Origin of the sequence: Saccharopolyspora sp. NPDC050389, from assembly GCF_040655595.1 — a bacterium.
Lineage (GTDB): Bacteria > Actinomycetota > Actinomycetes > Mycobacteriales > Pseudonocardiaceae > Saccharopolyspora.
In genome coordinates, this window is the sequence record NZ_JBFAKG010000068.1 from 24,124 (window position 1) to 49,552 (window position 25,429).

General features: G+C 71.1%; 23 protein-coding genes and 1 pseudogene. 12 read left to right on the plus strand and 12 right to left on the minus strand.

Going from position 1 to position 25,429, the window contains the following annotated elements:
* The first annotated feature begins 2 nt into the window (after window positions 1-2).
* Complete coding sequence (locus tag AB0I53_RS34255) at window positions 3-1,706, plus strand: beta-ketoacyl synthase N-terminal-like domain-containing protein (RefSeq protein WP_358612510.1); 1,704 nt, start codon at window positions 3-5, stop codon at window positions 1,704-1,706.
* 12 nt (window positions 1,707-1,718) lie between these two features.
* Here AB0I53_RS34255 and AB0I53_RS34260 read toward each other — a convergent pair whose 3' ends face one another.
* The 5 genes and pseudogenes from AB0I53_RS34260 to AB0I53_RS34280 form a co-directional block, all read right to left on the minus strand.
* A complete protein-coding gene (locus AB0I53_RS34260; protein WP_358612512.1) occupies window positions 1,719-2,897 on the minus strand; it encodes a serine hydrolase domain-containing protein in 1,179 nt (392 codons plus the stop codon).
* A 105-nt stretch (window positions 2,898-3,002) separates the two neighbouring features.
* Window positions 3,003-3,491, minus strand: a pseudogene (locus AB0I53_RS34265) (glycoside hydrolase domain-containing protein); the annotation flags it as partial.
* Between the two features lie 29 nt (window positions 3,492-3,520).
* Window positions 3,521-4,852, minus strand: coding sequence for a transposase (locus tag AB0I53_RS34270; RefSeq protein ID WP_358612514.1), 1,332 nt, complete (start codon window positions 4,850-4,852; stop codon window positions 3,521-3,523).
* A 121-nt stretch (window positions 4,853-4,973) separates the two neighbouring features.
* A complete protein-coding gene (locus AB0I53_RS34275; protein ID WP_358612516.1) occupies window positions 4,974-6,668 on the minus strand; it encodes a GGDEF domain-containing protein in 1,695 nt (564 codons plus the stop codon).
* Window positions 6,669-6,857: 189 nt separating this feature from the next.
* The gene (locus AB0I53_RS34280) at window positions 6,858-8,057 is read right to left on the minus strand and encodes a lycopene cyclase family protein (protein WP_358612518.1); all 1,200 of its coding nucleotides are present in this window, start codon (window positions 8,055-8,057) and stop codon (window positions 6,858-6,860) included.
* A 58-nt stretch (window positions 8,058-8,115) separates the two neighbouring features.
* Here AB0I53_RS34280 and dgt point away from each other — a divergent pair, with 58 nt between their 5' ends.
* The 4 genes from dgt (at window position 8,116) to AB0I53_RS34300 (ending at window position 12,844) form a co-directional block, all read left to right on the plus strand.
* A complete protein-coding gene (gene dgt, locus AB0I53_RS34285) occupies window positions 8,116-9,687 on the plus strand; it encodes a dGTP triphosphohydrolase (RefSeq protein WP_358612520.1) in 1,572 nt (523 codons plus the stop codon).
* A 241-nt stretch (window positions 9,688-9,928) separates the two neighbouring features.
* Complete coding sequence (locus AB0I53_RS34290; protein ID WP_358612522.1) at window positions 9,929-11,557, plus strand: ABC-F family ATP-binding cassette domain-containing protein; 1,629 nt, start codon at window positions 9,929-9,931, stop codon at window positions 11,555-11,557.
* Between the two features lie 188 nt (window positions 11,558-11,745).
* Window positions 11,746-11,955 (plus strand): helix-turn-helix domain-containing protein, encoded by a 210-nt coding sequence (locus AB0I53_RS34295; protein WP_093260265.1) that lies wholly within the window; start codon window positions 11,746-11,748, stop codon window positions 11,953-11,955.
* Between the two features lie 67 nt (window positions 11,956-12,022).
* Entirely contained in the window at window positions 12,023-12,844 is an 822-nt protein-coding gene (locus tag AB0I53_RS34300; protein WP_358612524.1) for an enoyl-CoA hydratase/isomerase family protein, read from the plus strand.
* On the opposite strand, the gene AB0I53_RS34305 is transcribed toward AB0I53_RS34300, so the two are convergent.
* Window positions 12,841-13,575, minus strand: a complete 735-nt coding sequence (locus tag AB0I53_RS34305; RefSeq protein WP_358612526.1) for an SIS domain-containing protein — start codon at window positions 13,573-13,575, stop codon at window positions 12,841-12,843. The genes AB0I53_RS34300 and AB0I53_RS34305 overlap by 4 nt on opposite strands.
* Before the next feature lie 153 nt (window positions 13,576-13,728).
* Between AB0I53_RS34305 and AB0I53_RS34310 the strand changes: the two genes are divergently transcribed.
* Window positions 13,729-14,355 carry a TetR/AcrR family transcriptional regulator gene (locus AB0I53_RS34310; RefSeq protein ID WP_358612528.1) on the plus strand — a complete coding sequence of 209 codons (627 nt, stop codon included), beginning with the start codon at window positions 13,729-13,731 and terminating at the stop codon, window positions 14,353-14,355.
* A gap of 125 nt (window positions 14,356-14,480) precedes the next feature.
* Window positions 14,481-15,194: an Imm1 family immunity protein gene (locus tag AB0I53_RS34315; RefSeq protein ID WP_358612530.1), complete on the plus strand. Its 714-nt coding sequence runs from the start codon at window positions 14,481-14,483 to the stop codon at window positions 15,192-15,194.
* Here the strand turns inward: AB0I53_RS34315 and AB0I53_RS34320 are convergent, their stop codons facing one another.
* On the minus strand, window positions 15,195-16,022 hold the full coding sequence (locus AB0I53_RS34320; protein ID WP_358612532.1) for a M55 family metallopeptidase: 828 nt from the start codon (window positions 16,020-16,022) through the stop codon (window positions 15,195-15,197).
* Between the two features lie 169 nt (window positions 16,023-16,191).
* Between AB0I53_RS34320 and AB0I53_RS34325 the strand changes: the two genes are divergently transcribed.
* The 4 genes from AB0I53_RS34325 to AB0I53_RS34340 all read left to right on the plus strand — a co-directional run bounded on the left by AB0I53_RS34325 (window position 16,192) and on the right by AB0I53_RS34340 (window position 21,496).
* Window positions 16,192-17,982 carry an ABC transporter substrate-binding protein gene (locus tag AB0I53_RS34325; RefSeq protein WP_358612534.1) on the plus strand — a complete coding sequence of 597 codons (1,791 nt, stop codon included), beginning with the start codon at window positions 16,192-16,194 and terminating at the stop codon, window positions 17,980-17,982.
* Window positions 17,983-18,045: 63 nt separating this feature from the next.
* Entirely contained in the window at window positions 18,046-19,023 is a 978-nt protein-coding gene (locus AB0I53_RS34330) for an ABC transporter permease (protein ID WP_358612563.1), read from the plus strand.
* On the plus strand, window positions 19,020-19,916 hold the full coding sequence (locus AB0I53_RS34335; protein ID WP_358612536.1) for an ABC transporter permease: 897 nt from the start codon (window positions 19,020-19,022) through the stop codon (window positions 19,914-19,916). Before AB0I53_RS34330 ends, AB0I53_RS34335 begins: the two co-directional genes overlap by 4 nt.
* On the plus strand, window positions 19,913-21,496 hold the full coding sequence (locus tag AB0I53_RS34340) for an ABC transporter ATP-binding protein (protein WP_358612538.1): 1,584 nt from the start codon (window positions 19,913-19,915) through the stop codon (window positions 21,494-21,496). Before AB0I53_RS34335 ends, AB0I53_RS34340 begins: the two co-directional genes overlap by 4 nt.
* 3 nt (window positions 21,497-21,499) lie before the next feature.
* Here AB0I53_RS34340 and AB0I53_RS34345 read toward each other — a convergent pair whose 3' ends face one another.
* The 4 genes from AB0I53_RS34345 to AB0I53_RS34360 are packed head-to-tail and all read right to left on the minus strand — an operon-like array spanning window position 21,500 to window position 23,591.
* Window positions 21,500-21,820 carry a type II toxin-antitoxin system PemK/MazF family toxin gene (locus tag AB0I53_RS34345; RefSeq protein ID WP_358612540.1) on the minus strand — a complete coding sequence of 107 codons (321 nt, stop codon included), beginning with the start codon at window positions 21,818-21,820 and terminating at the stop codon, window positions 21,500-21,502.
* The gene (locus AB0I53_RS34350; protein WP_358612542.1) at window positions 21,817-22,041 is read right to left on the minus strand and encodes a hypothetical protein; all 225 of its coding nucleotides are present in this window, start codon (window positions 22,039-22,041) and stop codon (window positions 21,817-21,819) included. Before AB0I53_RS34350 ends, AB0I53_RS34345 begins: the two co-directional genes overlap by 4 nt.
* 52 nt (window positions 22,042-22,093) lie before the next feature.
* Entirely contained in the window at window positions 22,094-22,723 is a 630-nt protein-coding gene (locus AB0I53_RS34355) for a uridine kinase (RefSeq protein ID WP_358612544.1), read from the minus strand.
* 13 nt (window positions 22,724-22,736) lie between these two features.
* Complete coding sequence (locus tag AB0I53_RS34360; RefSeq protein WP_358612545.1) at window positions 22,737-23,591, minus strand: alpha/beta hydrolase; 855 nt, start codon at window positions 23,589-23,591, stop codon at window positions 22,737-22,739.
* Window positions 23,592-23,686: 95 nt separating this feature from the next.
* Here AB0I53_RS34360 and AB0I53_RS34365 point away from each other — a divergent pair, with 95 nt between their 5' ends.
* Window positions 23,687-24,253: an ABATE domain-containing protein gene (locus tag AB0I53_RS34365; protein ID WP_358612547.1), complete on the plus strand. Its 567-nt coding sequence runs from the start codon at window positions 23,687-23,689 to the stop codon at window positions 24,251-24,253.
* Between the two features lie 205 nt (window positions 24,254-24,458).
* Here the strand turns inward: AB0I53_RS34365 and AB0I53_RS34370 are convergent, their stop codons facing one another.
* The gene (locus AB0I53_RS34370; RefSeq protein WP_358612549.1) at window positions 24,459-25,391 is read right to left on the minus strand and encodes an LD-carboxypeptidase; all 933 of its coding nucleotides are present in this window, start codon (window positions 25,389-25,391) and stop codon (window positions 24,459-24,461) included.
* Window positions 25,392-25,429 lie beyond the last annotated feature (38 nt).

The window sequence follows — 25,429 nt, forward strand, 5'->3', positions numbered from 1 at the left end:
CGATGACCAACGATCCCATCGCGATCATCGGCATGTCCGCGCGCGCGGCAGGCGTCGAGACCCTCGCCGAGCTGTGGGACATGCTCCGCCGGGGCCGGCGGCGCTTCGCCCCGGTGCCCGAGGACCGCTGGCACGGCCTCGAACCGGGCGTGGAGCTGCCGAACCCGCCGACCGCGTCGCTGCTGGAGCGCATCGACACCTTCGACGCGCGCTTCTTCGGCATCGCGCCGCGGATGGCGGCCTGGATGGATCCGCAGCACCGGATGATGCTGGAACTGGCCTGGCACGCCGTGGAGAACGCGGGGCTCGACCCGGACCGGCTCGACGGGGCGCCGATCGGGGTGTTCGTCGGCACGTTCCTGTCCGACTACCGGGAGCGGATCAATGCGAGCGGCCTCGCCGACGGTGCGGCGTTCCCGGGCGGCATGACGGCGTTCAGCGCCAACCGGGTCTCCTACCAGTTCGGCTGGACCGGCCCGAGCATGGTGATCGACTCGGCGTGCTCGTCGAGCCTTTCCGCCCTCGGCATCGCGGTGCAGGGACTCCAGCGGGACGAGTACCCGATGGCGCTGGTCGGCACGGCGAGCGTGATCAGCAACGGCTTCTACGCCAACACCGCCTACCGCGGCGGCGCGCTGTCGCCTACCGGCGACTCGGTGCCCTTCGGCCCCGACCGAGACGGCTACGTGCGGGGCGAAGGAGGAGCTTGCGTCCTGCTCAAGCGCCTGGACCAGGCGCTGGCCGACGGCGACCCGGTGCACGCGGTCATCCGCGCGGTCGGCACCGCGCACAACGGCCGCGGCGGCGGGCTGACCGGTACCGATGTCGAATCGCAGGTGCGGCTGCTGACCCGGACCGCGGCGGCGGCCGGTTGTTCGGTCGGCGAGCTGGGCTACCTCGAAGCGCACGGCTCGGGAACGCCCAGCGGGGACGCGGTCGAGGTCGCCGCGCTGGCCCGGGCCCTCGCCGATTCCGGCGGGAACGCGGGAGCGGGGCCGGGCGGAAAGGTGTGGGTCGGTTCGATCAAGGCCAGCATCGGCCACCTCGAAGCGGCGGCGGGCCTGATGGGCGTGGTCAAGACCGCACTCGTGCTGCGGCACGGCCGGATTCCGCGGATCGCGGGCCTGACCGAGGCGGATCCGCGGCTGCCGATCGAGGGCACGAACGTGGCGATCGCGGTGGACGACGTACCGTGGCCCGCCGGTGCGGAGCCCCGCCTGGCCGGCATCAACTCCTTCGGCCTCGGCGGCGCCGTCTCCCACGTGCTGCTGGAGGAGCCGACGACACCGGCGCAACAGCGGGATCCGGCGGCCGGGCCGCACCTGTTCCCGTTGTCCGGCCAGGACGAGGACTGCCTGGCGAAGTTCGCGAGCAACCTCCTCGCCGAACTCGACGCGCCGACGGCACCGGGCCTGCCGAGCCTCGCCTGGACGTTGCAGACGAACCGCCGCGACCACCAGGCCCGCGCGGTGATCACGGCCGCGGAGCCCGGCGAACTGCGCGACGCACTGTCCGAAGTGGCCTCCGGAAAACCCGCCGGGCTCCCGGAATCCACGCTGGCGCAGGCGTGGCTGCGCGGCGAAGCGGTGGACTGGGCGAGCCGGTGGGGCGGCGACCGGCCGCCCAGGAGCCACCTCCCGGGCTCGCCGCTGCGCCGCCGCTCCCACTGGTACGACAGAACGCCGCCGGCCCCGGTGACCTGGTGACCTGGTGACAGCTCAGCAGGGGCCGAGGCTCCGGTAGGTGGCCTCGGTGAGGCGGCGGGCGCGGTCGTCCATGTCGCCGATCTCGCGGGCCCCGCCGTTCTGCACGTAGGCGAACGCCAGGTCGTGCTCCGGGTCGGCGAAGGTGAAGTTGCCGTTCGCCCCGGCCAGGCCGAAGGCCGTGCCGAGCCCGGCCGACGCCGGGAAGATCGGGCCGTTCGCCAGCTGGAAGCCCAGACCCCAGGCGCTCGGCAGCAGCGTGACCAGGCAGGTGCCGGTGGAGTGCACCCGGCGGGTTTCGGCGAGCGTCGCCGGGCCGATCAGGCGGTGGCCGTCCACCTCGCCGATGAACGAGGCGTACAGGCGAGCCAGCGACTGCGCGCTGGCCAGCCCGTCGTAGGACGGGTTCTCCAGCACCGGGTCGGGCGCGGCGTCCAGCGACATGCTGCCGATCACCGCGCGGAAGGTCAGCGATTCAGGATCGCCGAGCGCGATCAGCATGGCCAGCTCGTCGCCCGGGTCGGCGCCCGCCATCAGCTCCTCGGCCTTGGACTCCACCATGGTCGCCAGGTGCGCGGACGCCGGGTCGGGCAGGCCGATGTAGCAGTCCAGGCCGAGCTGCGCCGCGATCTCCTCGGCGAAGAACCGGCCGACGGTGCGGCCGGTGCGGCGGCGCACCAGCTCGCTGACCAGGTGCCCGAAGGTGGTCGCGTGGTAGCCGTGCGCGGTGTCCGGCTCCCACTCCGGCCGCGCCGCTGCGAGCGCCTCGGCGATGGGGGAGTGCGCGCGCAGGTGGTCGGCGGTGATGGGGGCGTGGTCGAGGCACACCACGCCGGAGCGCTGGGCGAGCACCATGCGGAGGGTGATCTCGCCCTTGCCCGCGGCGGCGAATTCGGGCCAGTGCTCGGCGATCGGCGCGTCGAGCTCCAGCAGCCCGCGCTCGACCAGCAGCAGCGCCGCGGCGGCGACCATGGCCTTGGTCGGCGATGCCAGCACGCCCAAGGTGTCCGGCCGCCATGGATCGGTGCGCTCCGCATCGGCGTAGCCGCCCCACAGATCCACCACCGGCCGGCCGCGGTGGTACACGCAGACGCCGGCGCCCACCTCCGCGCCGATCGCGAAGTTCTCCCGGAAAGCTCGCGCCACCCCGGCGAAAGCGTCCTCGGTCCACCCGCCCTGCGGGAACTCGATCACTGATCCAACCTCCAGTGCGCAGGCCGCGCCGGCCCTTCCGGCACCGCACCCAGCCTGCGCGGGTCGGCTAAACCACGGCTCGAGGACCGCTGTGGCGGAACCGGATCACGGTGCCGCGCAAGGGGAAGCGGGCGCGGCGTCCGGGCCGGTGGCCCAGTCGGTGGGCTGGTCGGCGAGGCGGTGCTCGATCGTGCCGCCCGACCGCACCCGCTCCAGGTCCACCGACACCCGTTCCTGCGGGGTGCCGGAGATCCGCACCTCGTCGATGTACTGCAGCTTCGAACCGTCGGCACCGGGCGCCTCGATCTTCAGCGGCGCACCGCCTGGCAGTTCCACGACGGCGCTGGCGAACCGCGGCGCGTTCAGCACGAACTGGCCGGTGCCCGGCGTCGTCGGATACAGGCCCAGGGCGCTGAAGACGTACCAGGCCGACATGGTGCCCAGGTCGTCGTTGCCGGTCACGCCGTCGGCGGCGTTGGTGAATGGGGTTTGCTGCGCCCGCACCACCGCGGAGGTCTTCGCGGGCTGCCCGACCAGCGAGTACATCCACGGCGAGTGCAGGTCGGGTTCGTTGTTCGGGTTTTGACGTCCTCTCCCGCTTGAAGGCGGGTGATTCCTCGATGTCATGCTGCGGTGACGTTCGATGATGGTTCACGCAACCGGCTACCCGTGCGGGTGCCTTGCCCATGTGGACTGCGCGTGCTCTGTGAACTGCCGCGACCGCTCGCGGCAGTTCCCGCCTCCCACACGGTGGTGGGTTTCCGTCCGGCGGTGCTGAATGCTCGAGCAAGGATGATCACGGCGGCGTTGCGGTCGGCGTGGTCGGTGTGCCCGCAATGCACACACATGAACAACCGGCCGCAACCCTCACGCGACTCGGGGTCGCGGGTATGGCACTTCGAGCACGTCTGCGACGAACCCGATGCCGGAACCGCGACCAGTTCACCGCCGCACCGCTTGGTCTTGTACCCAAGCTGGCGGCGGATCTCGAACCATCCTTGATCGGCGACACTTCGGTTCAACCCAGCCTTCTGGCGTACACCTCGGCCGGGCTGCTCGGAAGTGCCTTTGGCGGAGCGGAGCATGTTGCGGACCTTCAAGTCCTCGACCGCGATCAGGCCGTGGTTTTTGGCCAGGTCGGTGGTGAGCTTGTGGTTCCAGTCCGCGCGCCTGCGGGCCTGCCGAGCCTTCACCGCAGCTATCGCCGCGATGGTCTTGCGGAGTCTGTTGGAGTACTTTCCTCCGTTGTGTTTTTTGGCGTACTTGATCTGCCGGGCTTTGCGTTGCTCCAAGCCCCGCAGTCGCTCCCGTTCGCCGGGAGTCAGTGTGTTGGGGCGTTGACGCTCGGCGTCTTCGTCTGAGACGAACACCGAGCAGGCGATTCCTACGTCCAGCCCGACCGCAGCGCCGGTGTTGACCGGGCGCTGGGCTGGTTCGGGCTGGTGGATGCCGAACGAGATGTGCCATCCCAGGCCGTCGCGGGACACCGTGGCGTTGCGGACGGCGCCGCCCAGTGGGCGAGACAGCCGGAACCGTACCCACCCCAGCTTGGGGAGCTTCACGTGCGCCATGCGGCGCGATACCTTGCGGACCTGCACCGCCTGACCGGGGAACGTCACACCCTGCCGGTGATGCTTGCGCTTGAATTGCGGAAACCCCGCCGGCTGGGTGGGGTTCCAGAAGTTGTCATAGGCGGTATCGAGCTGCCGGAGAACTTGCTGGGCGCACTGCGCGGGAAGGTCTCGAAGCCAGGCGTGGTCCTTGCGTGCCTCGGTGAGTCCGGAGCACTGCTCCATGGAGCGCACGGTGGCTCGCTGCGCGGACTTGTATGCCCAAATACGTTGCGCGAGCGCGGTGTTCCACACCGCCCGGCAGGTATGCGACCACGCCGTGAGCCGCTCTGCCTGTACCTGGCTGGGGTACAGACGGAACCTCGCCGCCGTGTTCGCCTTCATACTGATCACATTGCGGCGGGGGTATGGCAGTGCGGTTCACGGAAGGTCCGGCCTGAAGGCCAGCGGCCAGACTCCAACCCCGTCCTAAAAGGACGGAGGGTTCGGCAATCCGCCGTGCGTGTTACGCGCCGCGGAGCACCTCGATGCGGTCCGAACCGGGTCGCGACATGACCCAGCTCGAACCGGCCAGCGACTTGGCGTGCTGCTTCAGCGGCGCGAGCCTGCTGGAGGCCTCGTCGTAGCCGTGGACCGTGGTCGGCGTGCACACCAGCGTGGCCAGCGACACGGTCACGTCGAGATCGCCCGCCGAGCGCGGCGGGTCGAGCACCAGGCTCGCCAGCTGCACCAGGTCGTCGAGGTCGGCCACCAGTAAGAAGTCGTCGCCGCCGACGTGGCCGACCTGCACCGACCGCAGCGCCGTCGCCGCGTCGGTGAGACTGCGGCCGATCGAGCGGATCAGGTCGTCGCCGGCGGAGAACCCGGCCGTGTCGTTGACCGTCTTGAAGCTGTCGATGTCCAGCCAGCTCACCGCGAAGATCTCGCCGGCGGCGATCCGGCGCGCCACGTCGCGGGCGATCGCCTCGCTGCCCGGCAGCCGGGTCAGCGGGTTGAGCGCCGCCGCCTCCTCCACCTTCAGCTCCGCCATGCCGCGGATCAGGTCGCCGGCCCGCACCGCGCCCAGGCAGCGGCCCGACTCGTCGACCACGATCGCGTCGTCGTACATCCGGTACTGGTCCGAGCGGGTCACCAGGCTCAGCGCTTCCATCGCCGTCGTCGCCGTGTTGACCACCCGCGGCTCGTCGGCCAGCCGCGACGCCGCGCGCTTGGCGTGCAGCGCGTGCCCGTACGGGCCGGTCACCGCGAGCAGGAACCGGTTGCGGTCGATGGTCCACCGCGGCCGGTTCTGCTCGTCGACCAGCACCACGCCGCTGATCTCCGGGTGGTCGGCCAGCACGCCGCGCACCTTGTCGGCGGTCGCGTCGATCGGCAGCATCGTCGCGGGCGACAGGAATTCCGTCACCCGGGGCCCGCTCGCGAGGGTGCTGATCGACGGGCCGTGCGGATCGGTCACCTCCGCCGCCACGCCGGGCACGGTGCTCGCGGTCGGGGGCCGCCGGGCCGCCGGGGCGAGCAGGTTCCCCTGCACCAGGCGGATCCCGTTGCGGCGCAGCGCGGTCAGCTGGCGCTCGTTCTCCACGCCCTCGGCGACCAGCTGGCTCTCGGTCGACTCGCACAGGTGGCGGACCGCCTCCACCACGGCGACCCGGGCGGGGCTGTCCGGCAGCCCGGCGACCACGCCGCGATCCAGCTTCACCACGGCGGGCCCGATGTCGGCGATCAGGGTCAGCGGCACATCGCCCTCGCCCACGCCGTCCAGGGCGACCTGGAAGCCGTCGGCGCGCAGCTTCTCCACCCCGCTGAGCAGCTCGGCGGAGTCCAGCCGGGCGAATGGCGGGCCGATCTCCAGCGTCACCTCCTGCTCGCGGCGGCCGACCTCGTGGAGCTTCTCGCGCAGCAGGTCGAGCCGGGAGAGGTCGTGGGTGACGGTGCCGCCGAAGATGTTCAGATGCAGGGGGAGCAGGGATTCGTGCTCCGCCGCCGAGATCAACGCGGCCGTCGCGAGTTCAACGTCCAGCTCGGTCAGCCGCCGCTGCCGGGCGGCCTCCCGGAAGAGGTCCTGGACGTGCGCGCCCGCCGGCCGGGCCAACGCCTCGATCGCGACGATGGCACCGGTCTTGATGTTGATCAACGGCTGGAACGCGAAGCGCACTTCGTCAACCAGCGCAAGCACGGAGTCGATGTTGCCCGGACTCATGCCGCTCCATCGACGGTGTTCACGACCTGTTCACCGACATCTCAGTTCCTCATCCCCGGCGGAGGACACCGCCTCTCCCCGCGGCCCAACCTAGCCTGTTTTGCCAGCGTGAAGCATCGGCCAGTCGGCGACGCTGTGGCCATCGACACAACGAAACGGAGCGGTTTCGCTACAGGCGGTGCAGGGGGTTCAGCTGCCGCCGAGTCCGTGCCGGGCGGACGGGTGCCCCACCGAAAGGCCGCCGAGCACGAGGCGCCGGCGGATCCGCCACGGCGCGCTGCGGAACAGCGCCGACATCGCGGCCGTCGTCCCGGCGGCGCTGCCTTCGGCGGCCAGGAACGCCGTCCGGTGCGGCTCGTCCAGCCGGAAGAACGCCTCGAAGAACTCCGGCACCAGGTCCGGGGGAAGAGACAGCAGGGCGTGCAGCGCCCGGTGCCGCAGCACGTGCGCGGCCACCGCCCGCGGCGGCCACAGGATCGACCAGCTCGCCCTGGCCGCGGAAGTCGGGCCGGAGGGGAGCGCGGCGCTGATCGCCGCCGCCAGCCACGGCGCGCGTTGCAGGGAGCCCGCCACGCTGAAGCCGGTCGCCGGGTGCACGAAGCCCGCCGCCGCGCCGAAGGGGATCACCCGCCCCGGCCTGGGCAGCGGATCGTCGACGGGGAACCGAACCCGCTCCTCGTCGATCCGCTCCTGCGCGGTCACCCCGGCGGCGGCGAGCCGTCCGGCGAGCCGCCTGCGCAGCAGGGCCAGCGGCAGCGCCGGGCGGCGCGCGAGCGAGGTCTCCTCGAGCAGCACCCGGTCCGGGCCGAGACGGACCGCGTAGAGGAACGTGGGCCAGCCGCCGCGGGTTTGCGGCGCCGGCTGCCAATCCATGAACACGCCGGCGTCCGGTTCGCAGAACGCGTCCGCGGCTGCGGCGTCGACCACCCAGCCCACCGCGGACTGCTGGGCTGCGGGATGCGCCGGGCGGCCACCGGAGAGCGCCCGCGAGGCGCCGGTCGCGTCGACCACGACAGCCGCCGCGATCCGCCGCCCGTCCTTGAGCACCACCGTCGAGCCCGTCGGCCCGTGCTCGGCGGCCGTCGCGCGCCCGGTCACTTCGACGACGTCCGGGCGCCAGAGGTGCTTCCACAACGTCGTGTTGTCCAGCACCGCGTACGGTCGCTGCCATTCGTGTCGTTCGGTGCCGTGCACCGCCATTCGCGGCATCACCGACGCCATCGCCGCGGTCGGCACGGACGGGGGCAGCTCGTCGCGCCAGGTCCCGTAGGTGTGCGGCCAGACGCGGCGCGGAGCGGGATCGACGAGCGTCACCCGCAGGCCGGTATCGCTGCAGGCAGCCGCCGCCGCACGACCCGCCGGGCCGCCGCCCACGACAACGACATCCACCGAAGCATCAGATCACGTCGGCCACCAACCGCGCCGCCAGGGCCGCTAACGTGAGCCCATGCAGGATGTGCAGCCAACCCGGACCGGTCGGCGCAGCGGCCGCTCCGGGCTCACCAACGGACCAGGGGATCTCGCCGCGAGCCCGTTCCGAGCGGACCGCGACCGGGTGTCCAGCTCCGCGTTCTTCGCCCGCCTCGGCGGCGTGACGCAGGTCGTCAGCCCCAGCGGCTCCGGGCTGCTCCTGCACAACCGGCTCACCCACAGCCTGAAGGTCGCGCAGGTCGCCAGGGCGATCGCCGAGCGGCTGATGGCCAACCGGGAGAACGTGGCGCGGCTGGACCGCCTCGGCGGTTGCGACCTGGACGTGGTCGAGGCCGCCGGTCTCGGCCACGACCTCGGGCACCCGCCGTTCGGGCACCTCGGCGAGAGCGTGCTGGACCGGTTGGCGCGGCAGCGGTTCTCACTGCCGGACGGGTTCGAGGGCAACGCCCAGACCTACCGCGTCGTCACCCGCATCGACGTGCGCGGCATCGGCGGCGAGGGCCTGGACCTGACCGCGGCGGTGCGGGCCGCGCTGCTGAAGTACCCGTGGACCCGGCTGTCCCGCCCGCAACCGCATCCCCGGCACCTGGCCTCGCCGCCGCGCGGCGCGTCCGAACCGGAGGACCAGCCGGGCACCGGATCGGCCAAGTTCTCCTGCTACAGCACCGAACTCGCCGACCTGATCGACGCCCGCGCGGCGTTCGGCGGCCGGATCGAGGACTGGCAGCAGACCGTCGAGGCGTCGATCATGGACACCGCCGACGACATCGCCTACGCGATCCACGACCTGGAGGACTTCCACCGCGTCGGGATCCTGCAGCACACCAGCGTCTCGCACGAGCTGACCGAATGGCTCGGACACGTCGCCGAGTTCGCCGCCCGCTCCGACGCCGACCTCGCAGGTGACGGCATGCGCCCCGGCTGCTCGCTGGAGCGGCTGCGCCGCCGGCTGCACGCCAAGGACGGCTGGATCGCCGACGACGAGGCGTTCGTCAGCGCGGTCAAGAAGGTCGTCGCCAACCTCGTCAACAAGCTGCTGGAGGTGCCCTTCGACCGGTCCCAGCTCGCCGAGCGGTCCATCGCGGCCTTCTCCGGGGAGTGGACTCAGCGCCTGGTGGAGGGCATCCAGGTTGACGAGCACCCGAACACGCGCTCCGGTCACGTGGCGCTGGCGGTCGAGCAGTGGCACGAGGTGCAGGTGCTGAAGTTCGTGCACCGCCGGTTCGTGCTGCAGCGCCCCGACCTCGCGCTGCACCAGCGCGGCCAGGACCGGCTGCTGAGCAAGCTCGTCGAGGCGCTGGACAACTGGCTGATCGACCGCAGCGAGGCCGCCCGGCTGCCGCACCGGCTGCGCGACCTGTTCGACCGGGCCCGCGCCGAATTCGCGCAGCTGCGCAGCGACGACCCGGAGCTGCTGCTGGCGCCCGACGCGGCGGAGCCGGTCGACGCCGAGCGCCTGGAGCGGATGGCGCGCGGCCGAGCGGTGATCGACTTCGTCGCCTCGCTGACCGACGATCAGGCCGCCGCGCTGCTGGAGGCCCTGTCGGGCCGGACCACGCAGCTGTGGAGCGACACGTTCGTGCTGTGAGCAGGCGCACCGCCAGGTGTGACCGACGTGATGAGGTCTGCGATCAAATCGGTGGACAACGCCCGATACACTGGGTTCGTGGTTAGCAAGCGTTACGTGGTTCGCGTTCCCCGCGCCACTCCATCGCTGATTCGCCCGGTCGTCGTTTAGCGACCGAGCCGATCAGCAGTGCCTACGCCCTCCGGTCCCGCCGGTGGGCGCGCTCATGGAACCGCTTGACCACCAACTTTCGGAGTTCCCCTTGATTTCTGCCACCGGCCTGGAACTGCGCGCCGGCTCCCGCATCCTGCTCTCCGACGCGACGCTGCGCATTCAGCCCGGCGACCGGATCGGCCTGGTCGGCCGCAACGGCGCGGGCAAGACGACGACGCTGCGCGTGCTCGCCGGCGAGGGCCAGCCCTACGCGGGTGACGTGGTCCGCCGCGGCGAGCTCGGCTACCTGCCGCAGGACCCGCGCGAAGGCGACCTCACCGTGACGGCCAAGGACCGGGTGCTCTCCGCGCGCGGGCTGGACCAGCTGATCCGCGACATGGAGAAGGCCCAGACCGCGATGGCGGAGCTGGTCGACGACCGGGCACGGGACAAGGCGATCGCCCGCTACGGCCGACTGGAGGAGCGCTTCGCCGCGCGTGGCGGCTACGCCGCGGAGAGCGAGGCCGGGCGCATCTGCAGCAACCTCGGGCTGCCCGACCGGGTGCTCAACCAGCCGTTGCGCACGCTCTCCGGCGGTCAGCGCCGCCGCGTCGAGCTCGCGCGGATCCTGTTCGCCGCGTCGGAGGCCGGGCCCGGTGGCGGCTCGGCCAGCACGCTGCTGCTCGACGAGCCGACCAACCACCTCGACGCCGACTCGATCAACTGGCTGCGTGACTTCCTCAAGAACCACGACGGCGGCCTGGTGGTCATCAGCCACGACGTGGATCTGCTGGCCGCCGTGGTCAACAAGGTGTGGTTCCTGGACGCCATCCGCGGCGAAGCGGACGTGTACAACATGGACTGGGACCGCTACCAGGACGCCCGCGCCGCCGACGAGAAGCGCCGCCGCCGCGAGCGTGCCAACGCCGAGAAGAAGGCGTCGACCTTGATGGCGCAGGCCGACAAGATGCGGGCCAAGGCGACCAAGGCGGTCGCGGCCCAGAACATGGCCCGCCGGGCGGAGAAGCTGCTGGCCGAGGCCGAGACGGCGCAGGCCCAGGAGAAGGTCGCCAAGATCCGCTTCCCGGAGCCGGCCGCGTGCGGACGCACCCCGCTGACCGCCGACGGGCTGTCCAAGTCCTACGGTTCGCTGGAGATCTTCACCGGCGTGGACCTGGCGGTGGACCGCGGCGCCAAGGTCGTCATCCTCGGTCTCAACGGCGCGGGCAAGACCACCCTGCTGCGGCTGCTCGGCGGCATGGAGAAGCCCGATTCGGGCGGTGTCGTGCCTGGTCACGGGCTGCGCATCGGGTATTTCGCGCAGGAGCACGAGACGCTGGACCACGACGCGACGGTGTGGGAGAACGTCCGCACCGCCGCGCCGGACACCCCCGAGCAGCAGCTGCGCACCCTGCTCGGCGCGTTCCTGTTCCAGGGCGAGCAGTTGCAGCAGCCCGCCGGCACCCTCTCCGGCGGCGAGAAGACCCGGCTCGCGCTCGCGGGCCTGGTCTCCAGCGCGGCGAACGTGCTGCTGCTGGACGAGCCGACCAACAACCTCGACCCGGCCAGCCGCGAGCAGGTGCTCGACGCGCTGCGCAGCTTCGCCGGCGCCGTCGTGCTGGTCACGCACGATCCCGGCGCGGTACAGGCACTCGAACCGGAACGGGTCATCCTGCTCCCCGATGGGACCGAAGATCACTGGTCGGACGACTACTTGGACCTCGTCCAGTTGGCCTAGGAGCGGTTGCGCTCGCAGCGTCCGCTACTACGGATGGATTAGTGCATTCCGGTGATCGCCGCGCGATCATCTCGACCATTGGCCGATCTTTTTTCCATGATCGCCTGGCGTTCCCGCGTTTCCTGTTCGATCATTGCGCTGACAGGGGTCGCGAGGCCCGACCTGCTCAGAGGGAAGGCGGGGACACCGTGGCTGAGCTGAAGAAAGGCGCGCGCATCACGGGTAGCGCGCGAGACAAGCTTGCCAGTGACCTGAGAAAGAAGTACGAGAAGGGGGCGAGCATCCGCGCTCTGGCCGAATCGACCGGCCGGTCCTACGGGTTCGTGCACCGCGTCCTGAGCGAATCAGGCGTGCAGTTGCGGGGCCGCGGGGGCGCGACGCGCTCGAAGAAGAAGTGAGCTCGACGGCCACCGGCCGTCGGCATCGACGACATAGCACGACTCCAGCGATCTGCTCAGATCTGCAATGGAGGTCCGCTTGGCGGATTCGATAGTGGACGCCGGCCTGTTGGATCGTGGCGGTGTGGGGTTCACGATCCACGGGCGGCGGGCCACGATCACCTTGGACCGCCCGGACAAGCTCAACGCGCAGACACCGCACACCTGGCAAGCGCTGCGGGAGATCGGACGATCCCTGGGCGCGGAGGTCCGGGTCGTGGTGGTGCGCGGCGCGGGTCGGTCGTTCTCGGCCGGCCTGGATCGCCGGCTCTTCGGATTCGCCGACGTCGACGGGGCGCCCGGGCTGGCCGCGCTGGCCCAGCGCCCCACCGAACAGGCCGATGCCGAGATCGCCGGCTTCCAACAGGGGTTCAGCTGGCTGCGTGAACCCGATCGGGTAACCATCGCGGCCGTGCAGGGGCACGCCATCGGCGCTGGTTTCCAGCTCGCCCTGGCGTGCGACCTGCGCGTGCTCACCACCGATGCCCGGCTGCGCATGGCGGAGACCGGGCTGGGGCTTGTGCCGGATCTTGGCGGCACGTTGCCCCTGGTCAGAACAGTCGGTTACGCGAAAGCCGTGGAAATCTGCCTGACCGGGCGGGAAATTCAGGCGGAAGAGGCCTTGCGGCTCGGCCTGGCCAACTCCGTCGTCGAACCCGACCGGCTCGACGACGCGGTGGACCAGCTCGTCGAGGCCGTCGCGCAACCGCCGGCCGGCGCGGTCCGCGAGACTCTGGCGCTGCTGGTCCAGGCCGACGAGGCCGTCGACCCGGAGCAGCAGCTCGCCGCGGAGCGGGCCGCGCAGCTGCGCCGCATCGCGGAACTGGCCGAGCAGTTCGGCTCGGACTAGTTCAGGCCCGGCACCCGCGCCCCGTAGTGCGCCAGGTTGGCCGCGTTGGCTTCGTCGCCGCCGACCGTGTTCGAGCTGCGCCAGACCGGCAGGTCGACGCCTGCCGCGCCGGCCAGGTCGTACATCTGCACCAGCAGCATGTTCCACAGGAACGCGTTCGCCATCGAGGACAGCGGCGCCGTCACCGGCGCCGCCGCCGGGTAGCTCGCGTCGCCGCCCGGGACCAGGGTGTCCAGCACGATCTCGGCTTCTTCGGCCAGCGTCGTGCCCGCGCGCTTCGGGGCCTCGGCGCTGGCCATCGGCGAGGTGATCGCGACGACCGTCGAGCCCGCCGCGCGCGCGAGCTTCGCCAGCTCCACCGGATACGGGTTCACCCCGGAGTTGGAGAACACCACCAGCGCGTCCGCGCCGCCCCGGAAACCGGCCGCGGTGAGCACCTCCTCGGCCAGGCCGCTGCGGCGTTCGGTCCTGGTGCTGGCCACCGCGCCGTGCAGGGGCAGCAGGTCCGGGTGGTACAGCGGCCGGACCGCGGCCAGGCCGCCTGCCCGGTAGTACGACTCCATGACGCCGGCCAGCGAGTGGCCCGCGCCTGCGGTGAACACCAGGCCGTCCGCCCGGATGGCGGCGAAGAGGCGGTCGGCGGCGGCCCGCAGGGCCTCGGCGTTGTGCGCGCCGATCTTTCGCAGGTGTTCCAGCGTTTGCTCGGCGTGAACCGGGCCTGTTTCCGACATCTTGCGCTCCCGTGGCGAGGTGATCGCGGACATGAGGTCTATACCAATCGTGGGGGTGCCGGTCAAGGCGCGCGGCGTGCCCCTGCCCACCACTGGTGTGGTGTGCGGGCTACGCTGTTGATCAGCCTGCAAGATCGAACCGCCAGGGGATGCATGCCGCAACGAGGCAACCGCCGGGAACTGCTCGCCGACGCCGCCATCGAGGTGCTGGCACGCGATGGAGGCCGCGGGCTGACGCACCGCGCCATCGATCGCGAGGCCGAGGTTCCAGAGGGCACGACCAAGAACTACTACCCGACGCGCAGCGCGGTGTTCCTGGCCGTTGCGCGTTACCTCGCCGCACAGCACACCGAGGCGCTGCGCGGCCTGCGCAGCCAGGTCCCCGCCGACGTCACCGGTGAGGACATCACCGCGCTGTACGCGGCGATGCTGCGACGGATGTCGACGAGCGCGCGATCCCAGTTCCTGGCTCTGTTCGAGCTGCACCTGGAAGCGGTGCGCAATCCCGAGGTGCGGGAGGCGCTCGGAGACATCACCGAGGCCAATGTGGACACCGCGGTGCAGTTGCAGGCCGCGGTGGGGCGCCGGATGAGCCGCCGCGGCGCGGGATTGCTGGACGCGGGCATGCTCGGCGTCGCGCTGTCGATGCTCAGCCTGCCTGACGATCTGGTCGAGGAGCTCGGATTCGACGATCCGGACGGGCTCGCGCGGGCGTTATTGTCGCTCGCCTCGGTCCGGGACGAACCGGCGATCAGCGTGCTGCGCGACCACGCCAGCTGATCGCCGGCCTACCGTGCGATGGCGCTGCGGGACCGCCGGATGACGCGCGGTAGCCTTTGGGGGGAACGAGATCTGGGCAGGGCGTCCTGGGGGTCGCCCATGATCGAAGTGGATGCAGGGAACGCATGTCGAATCCAGCACAGGACGAGACCGGCCCGCTCGAACCGCCTGCGGTCGTGTTCGCCCGCCTCACCGACGTCCCGGTGGACGCCGTGGACAAGCTGATCGAGGCGACGCACGAGGTCTACGCCGACCTCAACAAGGTCCTCGGTCACCCGTACTGGGGAGACCTGGTTTTCCACCAGGGCGCGGCGATCAAGGCGCTGAAGGAGGCGCGGACCTCCCTGGAAGCCCTGCGCGCCGAAGCGATCGGGGCCCGCAACACCGAACTGGGGATCACGGTCGCGACCGCGGTGGCCGATGGCGAGCGGTACTACGCGCAGACCGAGGACGACAAGGCCGAGCTGGTGGACCGGGTGCTGCGGCCGCAGCGGCCCGGCGCCAGCCACCTCTACGTCTGGGACCGCCCGCACGAGGACCCCGACGCGGCGGGGCCCTACCAGCAGATCCGGATCGTCACCGACGCGGAGACCGAGGTCGGCGTCCTGAACTTCACCGAGGAGTCCGAGGACGGCGACCTCGACTCCTGGCACACGCTCAACCCGGAGCCTTCGGCGGACGCGCCGGCGCTGCCGTTCGACGCGGGCAGCACGCTGAAGTTCCCGCGCGACGCGGTGCTGCCGTTCCGGGAACTCCGCGCGGCGCTGGACGAATTCACCCGAACCGGGCAGCGGCCGACGGCCGTGCAGTGGCAGGCCGCGCGCTGGGGCGATCTGTAATCAGCCGTAGATGCCCTGGACGGCGCGCGCGGCGATGGTCGTCACGATCTTGAACGCCTTCATCGCCTCGGTCATGTTCGGCGCGTCGAACCCGACCCGCCGCACGCCCAGCTGCTCGACGGTCGGGATCACCTCGGCGGCCGCGGCGAGGTGCGCGGCGTCGAACTCCACCTCGATGCGGTGCGGCCGGACCACGCCTTCGGTCCGCCCGGCCAGGCGCACGCTTTCGGTTGCCGCGGCGCGGATGTCGGCCGCGGTGCGGGCCGGCGGGCGGCAGATCGCCGCGTAGCGGCTGACGCATTCCTTTACCGCCACGGTCTTCGCCGCGGGCGCGTAACCGGCGGCTTCGGCGCAGGCGCGGTCGTCGCCGGTGACCAGCAGGACCGGCACGCCGTACTCGGCGGCGAGCGCCGCGTTGAGGCCGCCCTCCCCGGCGGGCGCGCCGTCGAGCCACACCCCGGTGATGGAGTTCTCCAGGTAGGTGTGGGAAAGGACGCCTTCCTCGCCCGCGCCCGCGTGGTAGCCGACGAACGCCACACCGTCCACATCGGACTCGATGCCCTGCATCATGGACAGCGGCTTGTGCCGCCCGGTCAGCAGCACCGCCCGCTCGTCGAGGTCTTCCAGCAGCAGGTTTCGCTGCGCCGAATGCGCCTCGTTCACCAGCACGCCGGTGGCGCCGGCCGCGCAAAGCCCTTCGACGCACGCGTTGACGTCCCCGGTGAACAGGCGCCGGAAGCGCTGCCACTGCTCGGTTCCAGGCACCACGTCGTCGGTCCAGGTGACGCCGGTGACGCCTTCCATGTCCGCTGAGAGCAAGATCCGCACGCCGCCCAATCTATGCCCCACGACCAGACATTCGAGGCGCGGCTCGCCGATCGGGTAACGGTTCGGTACCTGTGCGTGACGCTGGTCGGAGACAACCGACGGTTAACCATTGACGAACAGCGCCTGAAGGTGGTTCCTTCTTCTCACTCACCACGAAGGAGGGGTCACCGTGGGCAGACGATTCGCCGTGCTCTGGGCTGCGCTGCTGGTCGCCTTGTTGGTGCCGATGCCGGCAACCGCCCAGGAAGACGGCGCGCGTCAGGAGGGCGCGACGTTGCGGATCGGGCTGCAGCAGCAGATCGACTCGCTTAACCCCTTCTTGGGTTACACGTTGGCCTCCACCGACATCTTCCGCAGCGTCTACCCGACGCTGACCACCTACAGCCCGGACGACTTCTCGGTGATGCCGGAACTCGCCGAGAGCTGGGAGCCGGCACCGGACAGGCTGAGCTGGACCTTCCGGATCCGGCCCGGCGTCAAGTGGTCCGACGGGCAGCCGGTGACCGCCCGCGACGCCGCCTACACGTTCAACCGGATGATGACCGATCCGGCCGCGAGCACCGCCAACGGCAACTTCGTGGAGAACTTCGAGACCGTCACCGCCCCGGACGACGCCACGCTGGTCGTCCGCACCAAGACGCCGCAGGCCACGATGCTGGCGATCGACGCGCCGATCGTGCCCGAGCACGTGTGGTCGAAGGTCGCCGACATCGCGAGCTTCGCCAACGACCAGATGCCGGTGGTCGGCAGCGGGCCGTTCACGCTCACCGGCTACCGCGCGGAGCAGGACGTCACGCTGACCGCCAACCCCGAGTTCTGGCGCGGTGCGCCGAAGGTCGCCGGGCTGCAGTTCGTCCAGTTCAAGAACAGCGACGCCGCGGTGCAGGCGCTGCGCAAGGGCGACGTCGACGTCGTCCAGAAGCTCACCCCGGCGCAGTTCGACGCGCTGGCCGGGGAGGCCGACATCGAGCAGGTCAAGGGCCAGGGGCGGCGGTTCTTCGAACTGTCGCTCAACCCGGGCGCGTCCAACAGCGAGAACCAGCCGATCGGCACCGGTCACCCGGCGCTGAAGGACGTGCGGGTGCGGCAGGCCATCGACCAGGCGATCGACCGGAAGGTCCTGGTGGACCGGGTGCTCGGCGGCTACGGCCAGGAGGGCGGCGGGTACCTGCCGCCGATCTTCTCCGACTACCAGTGGACGCCGCCGCAGTCGCGCTCGTTCGACCCGGCCGCGGCCAACCGCAAGCTCGACGAGGCGGGTTACGCCCGCGGCGCCGACGGCATCCGCCGGACCCCGCAGGGCGAGCCGCTGGAGCTCAACCTCGTGCTGCACGGCTCCCGCTCGGAGGACACGCAGGTCGGCGAGTTCGTCAAGCGCTGGCTGGCCGATCTGGGCATCAACGTCGAACTGCAGCCGGTGTCGGACAACCAGCTCAACGACCGCACCACCAGCGCCGACTACGACATGGTGATCAGCGGCTGGTCGGCCAACCCGGACCCGGACTACGTGCTGCGGCTGCAGACCTGCGCGTCCCGGCCGAGCCCCAGCGGCGGCGGCAACCCGGACACGTTCCTGTGCGACCAGCAGTACGACGACCTGTACAACCGGCAGCTCGGCGAGTTCGACCAGGGCAAGCGCGTCGATCTGGTCAAGCAGGCGCAGGCCCGGTTCTACGACCAGGCCGCCGGGCTGATCCTGTGGTACCAGAACTCGCTGGAGGCCTACCGGGCCGACCGCTACAGCGGGTTCACCCTGCAACCGAAGGCAGATGGCGTGATCGTGGCGCAGCAGGGCTACTGGGGCTACTACGGCGCCCAGCCCACCGACAAGGCGCTGAACGGCTCGGGCACCGACTACACCGGCGTCGCCTGGGTGCTCGGCGGGGTCGTGGTGCTGGTCGGCGTCGTGGTCGCGCTGGTGGTGGTCCGCCGCCGGGCGACCGCCGACAACCGGGAGTGAACCGTGTCCCAAGCGCTCGCGACAGTCGCAGAACCGGCGCCGCCCACCGGCGGCGGCCGCCGGGTGGCCCGCTACGTGGGCGGCAAGCTGGGCGGTGGCCTGGTGAGCCTGTTCCTGGTGGCGGTGCTGGGTTTCTTCCTGTTCCGGGTGATGCCTGGCGACCCGGTGCGCACCATGACCCACGGCGCGCCGGTCACCGAGCAGCAGATTGCTGCGCTGCGCGAGCGGTTCGGCCTGGACCAGCCGCTGTGGAAGCAGTTCCTGGACTTCCTCGGCAACCTGCTGCGCGGTGACCTCGGCACCTCCTACACCTACAGCCGCCCGGTGGGCGAGCTGATCCTCGGCCGCATCGGCCCGACCGTGCTGCTGGTGGGCACGGCGACCGTGATCGCCGTGCTGCTGGGGCTGTGGATGGGCTCGCGCGCGGCGTGGCGGCACGGCGGCGCGTTCGACAAGACGTCGACGTCGATCGCGCTGACGCTGTGGTCGGTGCCGACGTTCTGGCTCGGGTTGATCGTGCTGATGGCCTTCGGCGTCGGCTTCGGGCCGATCCCGGGCATGTTCCCGGTCGGCGGGATCTCCTCGCCGGACACGCCGCCGGAGCTGCTGCCGCAGGTCCTCGACATCGCCCACCACCTGGTGCTGCCCGCGCTGACGATGGTGGCGGTGATCTACGCCGAGTACCTGATGGTGATGCGCTCGTCGCTGCTCGAGGAGATGGGCGAGGACTACCTGACCACCGCCCGCGCCAAGGGCCTGCGCGAGGACCTGGTGCGGAGCCGGCACGCGGTGCCCAACGCGCTGCTGCCCACCGTCACGCTGATCTTCCTGCGGCTGGGCCTCGTGGTCGGGGGCGCGATCACCGTGGAGACGGTGTTCTCCTGGCCGGGGCTCGGGCTGCTCACCTACGAGGCGCTGCGGGTGCCGGATCTTCCGTTGCTGCAAGGCATTTTCATCGTGCTTGCGGGGAGCGTGGTGGTGATGAACGTGCTGGCCGATGTGCTCTACCGGGTGCTCGATCCGAGGGTGCGGGAATCATGACGGCCACCGCTGGGCAGATCGTCCGGGCCCGCCGCCGGGCCCGGGCGGCCGAGGCGTGGCGCGTCTTCCGCGCGGACCGGGCCGGGCTGGCGGGCCTCGTGGTGCTGGTCGTGGTCGGCGCGCTGGCGTTGTTCGCGCCGCTGCTCACCGACGCCGGCGGGCTGGACGTGACGCGGGCGCCGGGCCGGCCGCTGCAGGCGCCGAGCGGTGAGTTCTGGCTCGGCACCGACGAGTCCGGACGCTCGGTGCTGCTGCTGACCTGGTGGGGCGCGCGAGTGTCGCTGGTCGTCGGCTTGTCGGCGGCTGTGCTGTCAGTGCTGATCGGCACCGTGGTGGGAGTGCTCGCCGCGCACTTCGGCGGCTGGACCTCCCGAGTGCTGCTGCGCTTCACCGACTTCTTCCTGGTCCTGCCGTCGCTGGTGCTGGCCATCGCGCTGTCGACGGTGCTCGCCCGCGGGCTGTGGACGATCGTGCTGGCCATCGGGGTGACGGCGTGGCCGCCGACGGCGCGGATGGTGCGCGCGCAGACGCTGACGGTCGAGGCCCGGCCCTACATCGAGCGGGCGCGGGCGCTGGGCGCCGGGCACGGCCACGTCATCGGCCGCCACGTGCTGCCCGCCGTGCTGCCGCTGGTGTTCGCCAACACGACGCTGTCGGTGGCCAGCGCGATCATCGCCGAGTCGACGCTGTCGTTCCTGGGCCTGGGCGATCCGAGCATGGTGTCGTGGGGCTCGATGCTGAAGTCCGCGATGGACACCGGCGCGGTCACCGGCGGCGCGTGGTGGTACCTGCTGCCGCCGGGCCTGGGAATCGTGTTGGTGGTGCTCGGCTTCACGCTGTGCGGGCGGGCGCTGGAAACCGTGTTCAATCCGAGGCTGCGGGGGCGGCGGTGAGTCCGATTCTGCAATTCCGGGACGTTTCGGTGACCTACCGGGGCGCCGAGGAGCCCGCGGTGCGCGGCGTGAGCCTGAGCCTCGCCGAGGGCGAAACCCTGGGCCTGGCCGGGGAATCCGGCTGCGGCAAGACGACGCTGGCGATGTCCGTGCTGCGGCTGCTGCCGAGTTCGGCGCAAATCGACGGCGAGATCCTGCTGGACGGCCAGGACGTGCGCGAGATGACGTTCGGGCAGCTGCGCGCGGTGCGCTGGGCGAGCGCGTCGGTGGTGTTCCAGGGCGCCATGCACGCGTTGAACCCGGTGCGCACCATCGGCGATCAGATCGCCGAGCCGATCAAGCTGCACGGCCGGGCGAACGGCGACCTGCGCAAGCGGGTCGCGGAGCTGCTCGCGCAGGTGGAGCTGCCCGCGGACCGGGCCGGCGCCTATCCGCACGAGCTCTCCGGCGGGCAGAAGCAGCGGGTGATGATCGCGATGGCGCTGGCCTGCGAGCCGCGGCTGGTGATCGCCGATGAGCCGACCACCGCGCTGGACGTGGTGGTGCAGGCCCAGATCCTGGATCTGATGGGCCGGCTGGTCGCCGAGCGCGGTATCGCGCTGCTGATGATCAGCCACGACCTGTCGGTGCTGTCGGCCAGCTGCGAGCGCCTGGCGGTGATGTACCAGGGGCAGGTCGTCGAGCACGGCCCGTCGCGGCAGGTCATGACCGAGCCGCAGCACGCCCACACCCAGGCGCTGGCCAGCGCCTTCCCGACCGTCGGCGACCCGCGGTTCCGGCTTACCGAAGGGACGCCGAGCGGGCCTGCGCTGCTGTCGGCGGAGGCGGTGTCGGTCGACTTCACCAGCCGCTCCGGGCAGGCCGTGCGCGCGGTGCGCGGGGTGGACCTGGAGGTGGGCGAGAACGAGATCGTCGCGCTGGTCGGCCAGTCCGGCTCCGGCAAGACGACGCTGGCCCGGACGATGCTGGGGCTGCAGCGGCCGACCGGCGGAGCGGTGCGCTTCGACGGCGTGCCGCTGCCGACCGGCAGCGCGGGGCTGCGCGAGTACCGCAAGCAGGTGCAGCTGGTGCTGCAGGACCCGACCGGTGCGCTCAACCCCCGGCACACGGTTTACGAAGCGGTGGCGGAAGGTCTGCGGATCCACGGCATCGCCGACGACGAGCGGGGCCGGGTCGCGGCGGCGCTGGAGGCGGCGGAGCTGCGGCCGGCGGAGAAGTTCTTCGGCCGCCTGCCGCAGGAGCTCTCGGGCGGCCAGCGGCAGCGCGTGGTGATCGCCGGCGCGCTGGTGCTGGAACCGCGGGTGCTGATCGCCGACGAGCCGGTGGCGTCGCTGGACGCGACGGTGCGCGGCGAGATCCTGGCGCTGCTGCTGCGCCTGCGGGTCGAACGCGGCCTGTCGACGTTGGTGATAACCCACGACCTCGGCCTGGCCTGGAACATCGCGGACCGGGTGGCGGTGATGTACCGGGGAGACCTGGTGGAGGTCGGCCCGGTGGAACAGGTCCTGCTCGACCCCCGCCACGACTACACGAAAACGCTCCTGGCCGCCGTCCCGTCCGTGGAACGCCGCGTGGCGTAGGAGTCAGATCAGGCCGAATCGCAGCAGTAAGGCCCGGTCCAGCTCCGCGAGCTCGTTGGCGTCGAGCGAGCCTTTGAAGTCGCCCAGCCGATCCGGCGACACCGAGTAGATCTGGTCGGTAAGAATCCGGCTCTTGGTGCCGTTCAGCTCGATCTCGGGCCGGTAGGCAGCTGCGCCTGCCCGGGTGGAAGTGAGAGCGACCGCGACTGTGCTGGTCGAGAAGCGGTCGGATTGGATGATTACGGCGTACCGCTTGCCTTGTTGCCCGTGTCCGCGCGTTCCGGGGAGTGCTCTGATCTCGTACACGGCTCCCCGGAAGATCACTCGGCGACTCCCATGAACCGCTGTATGGCCAGCATTTCGGCCTGGTCGTCCGGATCTTCCTTGAGTCGCTCGGCATCCTGCTCTGCCTGCTCAAGCAGGATCTCTTTGTAAGTGCGCAGGAGTGCGTAGCGGACCGCCTCGGACCGGCTCCGCGAATCGCCGGTTAACGCCTTCAGCGCGGTCTCCATGGCTTCATCGGTGCGAACGTTCAGCGTGCCCATGCCACCGAGTGTGACACATTTTGTGATACGCGCCTTCGTGTTTTGGTCGGCTTCAGTCCAGGCTGTCGATGACGGCGGGGCGGCCTGGTCGGTCGACGCGGATCACGTGGTCCGCGAGGCGCTCCGGGGCGACTTCTTCGGCGTAGCGCCGGAATGCCGGCAGCGTCCAGCGGTCCGGTTCCCGGGTTCGCCGCTGCAGGGCGGCTTCCGGGAGCCAGAGGTGGATCGCGAAGTCGAAGTCCAGGCCCGCGCCGAGCAGCAGTGGTCCGTCCACAATGGCCACTCCCCGGGGCGGGAGGGTGATGCGGGGGAGGCGGGGCGAGCGGTCCGCCTCGGCGTCCCAGAAGGCCGGTAGCACTTGGCCGTTTCCGCCCGCGGACAACGGGGTCAGCACTTCGCGGGTCAGGGCTTTCAGGTCGAACCAGCTCTCGTAGAACGAGTCCGGGTCGTGGTGGCCGTGTTCCAGCCGCAGCGAGGCCGGGCGCAGGTAGTCCGCGGTGCGCACCCGGACCACCTCGCGCCCCAGCGCCCGCAGCGGTTCCACTAGAACGTCGGCGAAATCGCCGGTGTCGGCGGCGGGTGCGCCGTCCACCGCCACCCGCGCCCAGCGCCCCCGCAGCGCGTCGATGTGCTCCACCACCTCCGCGGCCAGCAGGTCGGGGGAGATGGGGCGGACGCGCATGGGCCCGAAGGTATCAAGCCGCCTTCAGGAACTCCCGCAGGTGCGTCAGCACCGCTTCCGGGCGTTCCTCGGGCAGGAAGTGGCCGCAGTCCGGGATCTCGGCGCTGGTGAGGTCCTCGGCGTAGTCGAGCCAGATGTCGCGCATCGGCAGCCGGGAGGGCAGGCCGGCCGAGCCCCACAGCGCCAGCACCGGCATGGCCAGCTTCCGGCCCGCCGCCGCGTCGGCATCGTCGTGCTCGTTGTCGTGCGGAAACGACGCCCGGTAGTCGTCGAAACCGGCGCGCAGCGCGTCGGGCGCGGAGTAGGCGCGCACGTACTCGTCGATCGCCGCCGCGTCCAGGCCGTGCCGGTTGACCGTCCAGTGCTCGAAGAAGTGCCCGAGGTAGCCCGCGACGTCGGCGCCGGCCAGCCGTTCCGGCAGGCCCGGCTGCATGTGGAACAGCCAGTGCCAGTAGGCCATGCCGGACTCGGTGTTCAGCCGCCGCCACATCTCGCGGGTCGGCACGATGTCCAGTACCGCCAGCCGGTCGATCTGCGCCGGGCGGTCCAGGCCCCAGCGGTGTGCCACCCGCGCGCCGCGGTCGTGTCCGACGACGCTGACCGTCTCGAAGCCCAGTGACTCGACCAGGGCGGCGATGTCAGCCGCCATCGTGCGCTTGTCGTAGCCGTCTTGGGGCTTGTCGGTCCGGCCGTAGCCGCGCAGGTCCGGTGCGATCACGGTGTGGGTGCGGGCCAGCTCCGGGATCAGCTTCCGCCAGCAGTGGCTGGTCTGCGGCCAGCCGTGCAGCAGCACCAGGCCCGGGCCGCTGCCCGCCCGCGTGTAGTGCACGCGCAAGTCGTTGATCAGGGCGACTTCTTCGGTCGGCATCCGGCGAACTCCATTTCTAACCGTCTTAGAGGGTTAGCAACTAGAATGCCACAGCGAAGGCGATGCCACATCGAAGGCCGGTGGAGAGGGCGAGAATGGGTGATTGGATCTGGGACGGCGGTCGTCCCTGCCTCGATCTGGTCAACACGCTGCGCGACCGCTACCGCGGAGGCCGCGAGCTGCTGGTGACGCCGGATCGGTTGGCCGAATGGCTGCGCGAAGCGGGGCTCCGCGCCGACGGCGAGCCCGCGGACGCGCACGTCGCGTTCGCGCGCGAGTTGCGCGAGGCGATCGATCGGGCGCTGCAGGGCCGGATCCGGGAACTCGGCATCGCGGAGTCCGATGTGGACCTGATCAACGAAGCGGCCCGCGCGGAGAACCGCGCCACGGCGCAGCTGCGCGTGCACCCGGACGGGTCGGTGGAGGCCCGGCGCCCGCCGCCGGAGGACCCGGTGCGGGCCGCGTTGGCGGCGGTCGCGGTCGACGCGATCGACCTCCTCGCCACCGAACCGTTCCCGCGCGTCGCGGTCTGCGCCTTCCACCTCTGCGGGATCCGCTTCCTCGACGTTTCCCCGGCGGGAAACCGGCAGTGGTGCTCGATGGCGCGGTGCGGGAACCGGGCGAAGGCCCGCCAGCACTACGCCCGGAAGAAGGCCAACTAGAGAGGCTGTTTCCAGACTCGTTTTGCGTGGCGGTGCAAGTTGCGGCCCCCCTGCGGGAGTTACAGACGCCGCCTGGCTGTGGGATCCCCGACCAATACGCGGCTTCGGGGCTGTCCTCGCCAGACGACGTCTGAGAACCCGCGGCGGCGCTAGTTGCGAGGGTGGGCTAAGCGGCTGCGCCGCTTCAAAGACGAGTGCCCGTCAACTAGAGCAGTGCCGGCTGCAGGATCGAGAGGCGCTGCGCGTCGGTGTCGAGTTCGGCGGCCACCCCGAGCGGGATGGTGCGCTGGGCCGTGCAGTGGCCGAAGCCCAGCTCCCACAGGACCGGCACGCCCAGGCCGCCCAGGAGGTCCGACATCACGGCGCGAACCTCCTCCAGCGGCCCGCACTCCGTCCACGAACCGAGCGCGATCCCGGCGGCGTGGTCGAACCAGCCGGCGCGCAGCAGCTGCGTGACGAACCGGTCCAGCTGGTACGGGTCCTCGGTGACGTCTTCGAGCATGGCGATGCCTCGCTCCGGCGGCGTCGGTGCGTCCGGTGCGCCGAAGGAACCCGCGACGATGCTCAGGTTGCCGCCGTAGGTGATGCCCCGCGCCCGCCCGGGCACGAGCGCGTCCGCGGTGGAGCGCGTCAGGATGGTGACCGATTCGGGCTGGAACAGGGTGCGGCGCAGGTGTTCCCGCGCGGCCGCGTCTTCGGTGAACGCCTTGGTCGCCGCCATCGGCCCGAACACCGTGACCAGGCCGAGCTGGGTGGCGAACGCGTCGTGCAGGGCCGTGATGTCGCTGGAGCCGGTGAACACCTTCGGCCCGGCCGCGGCCATCTCGGTCCAGTCCAGGTGGTCGAGGAGCCGCATGCTGCCGTAGCCGCCACGCACGCAGAACACCGCCGTGACGTCCGGATCGCACCACGCCTCCTGCAGGTCGGCGGCGCGGTCGGCGTCGGCGCCCGCGAGGTAGTTCAGGCGCGGGTGGCGATCTCGGACGTGCTTGCCGACCCTGGTGTTCAGGCCCCAGGAACGCAGCTGCTCCAGCCCGGTTTCGAGCAGGTCCTCGGGCACCGGCCCGGCGGGCGCGACGAGCGCCACGGTGTCCCCGCTGCGCAGCCTGTGCGGGCGACGTAGTTCGCGCATGCTCATGGCGTGCTCCATCCCGCGATCTTGACCACCGTCCGTGA

What these genes read in the sequence shown, in the direction of transcription:
- AB0I53_RS34355 (WP_358612544.1), bottom strand. Translation starts at nt 22,723, where the DNA reads ATGCGCGTCCGCCCCATCTCCCCCGACCTGCTGGCCGCGGAGGTGGTG.
- AB0I53_RS34365 (WP_358612547.1), top strand. Translation starts at nt 23,687, where the DNA reads ATGGGTGATTGGATCTGGGACGGCGGTCGTCCCTGCCTCGATCTGGTC.
- AB0I53_RS34350 (WP_358612542.1), bottom strand. Translation starts at nt 22,041, where the DNA reads ATGGGCACGCTGAACGTTCGCACCGATGAAGCCATGGAGACCGCGCTG.
- AB0I53_RS34255 (WP_358612510.1), top strand. Translation starts at nt 3, where the DNA reads ATGACCAACGATCCCATCGCGATCATCGGCATGTCCGCGCGCGCGGCA.
- dgt (WP_358612520.1), top strand. Translation starts at nt 8,116, where the DNA reads ATGCAGGATGTGCAGCCAACCCGGACCGGTCGGCGCAGCGGCCGCTCC.
- AB0I53_RS34360 (WP_358612545.1), bottom strand. Translation starts at nt 23,591, where the DNA reads ATGCCGACCGAAGAAGTCGCCCTGATCAACGACTTGCGCGTGCACTAC.
- AB0I53_RS34335 (WP_358612536.1), top strand. Translation starts at nt 19,020, where the DNA reads ATGACGGCCACCGCTGGGCAGATCGTCCGGGCCCGCCGCCGGGCCCGG.
- AB0I53_RS34275 (WP_358612516.1), bottom strand. Translation starts at nt 6,668, where the DNA reads ATGAGTCCGGGCAACATCGACTCCGTGCTTGCGCTGGTTGACGAAGTG.
- AB0I53_RS34315 (WP_358612530.1), top strand. Translation starts at nt 14,481, where the DNA reads ATGTCGAATCCAGCACAGGACGAGACCGGCCCGCTCGAACCGCCTGCG.
- AB0I53_RS34300 (WP_358612524.1), top strand. Translation starts at nt 12,023, where the DNA reads ATGGAGGTCCGCTTGGCGGATTCGATAGTGGACGCCGGCCTGTTGGAT.
- AB0I53_RS34310 (WP_358612528.1), top strand. Translation starts at nt 13,729, where the DNA reads ATGCCGCAACGAGGCAACCGCCGGGAACTGCTCGCCGACGCCGCCATC.
- AB0I53_RS34370 (WP_358612549.1), bottom strand. Translation starts at nt 25,391, where the DNA reads ATGAGCATGCGCGAACTACGTCGCCCGCACAGGCTGCGCAGCGGGGAC.
- AB0I53_RS34305 (WP_358612526.1), bottom strand. Translation starts at nt 13,575, where the DNA reads ATGTCGGAAACAGGCCCGGTTCACGCCGAGCAAACGCTGGAACACCTG.
- AB0I53_RS34270 (WP_358612514.1), bottom strand. Translation starts at nt 4,852, where the DNA reads ATGAAGGCGAACACGGCGGCGAGGTTCCGTCTGTACCCCAGCCAGGTA.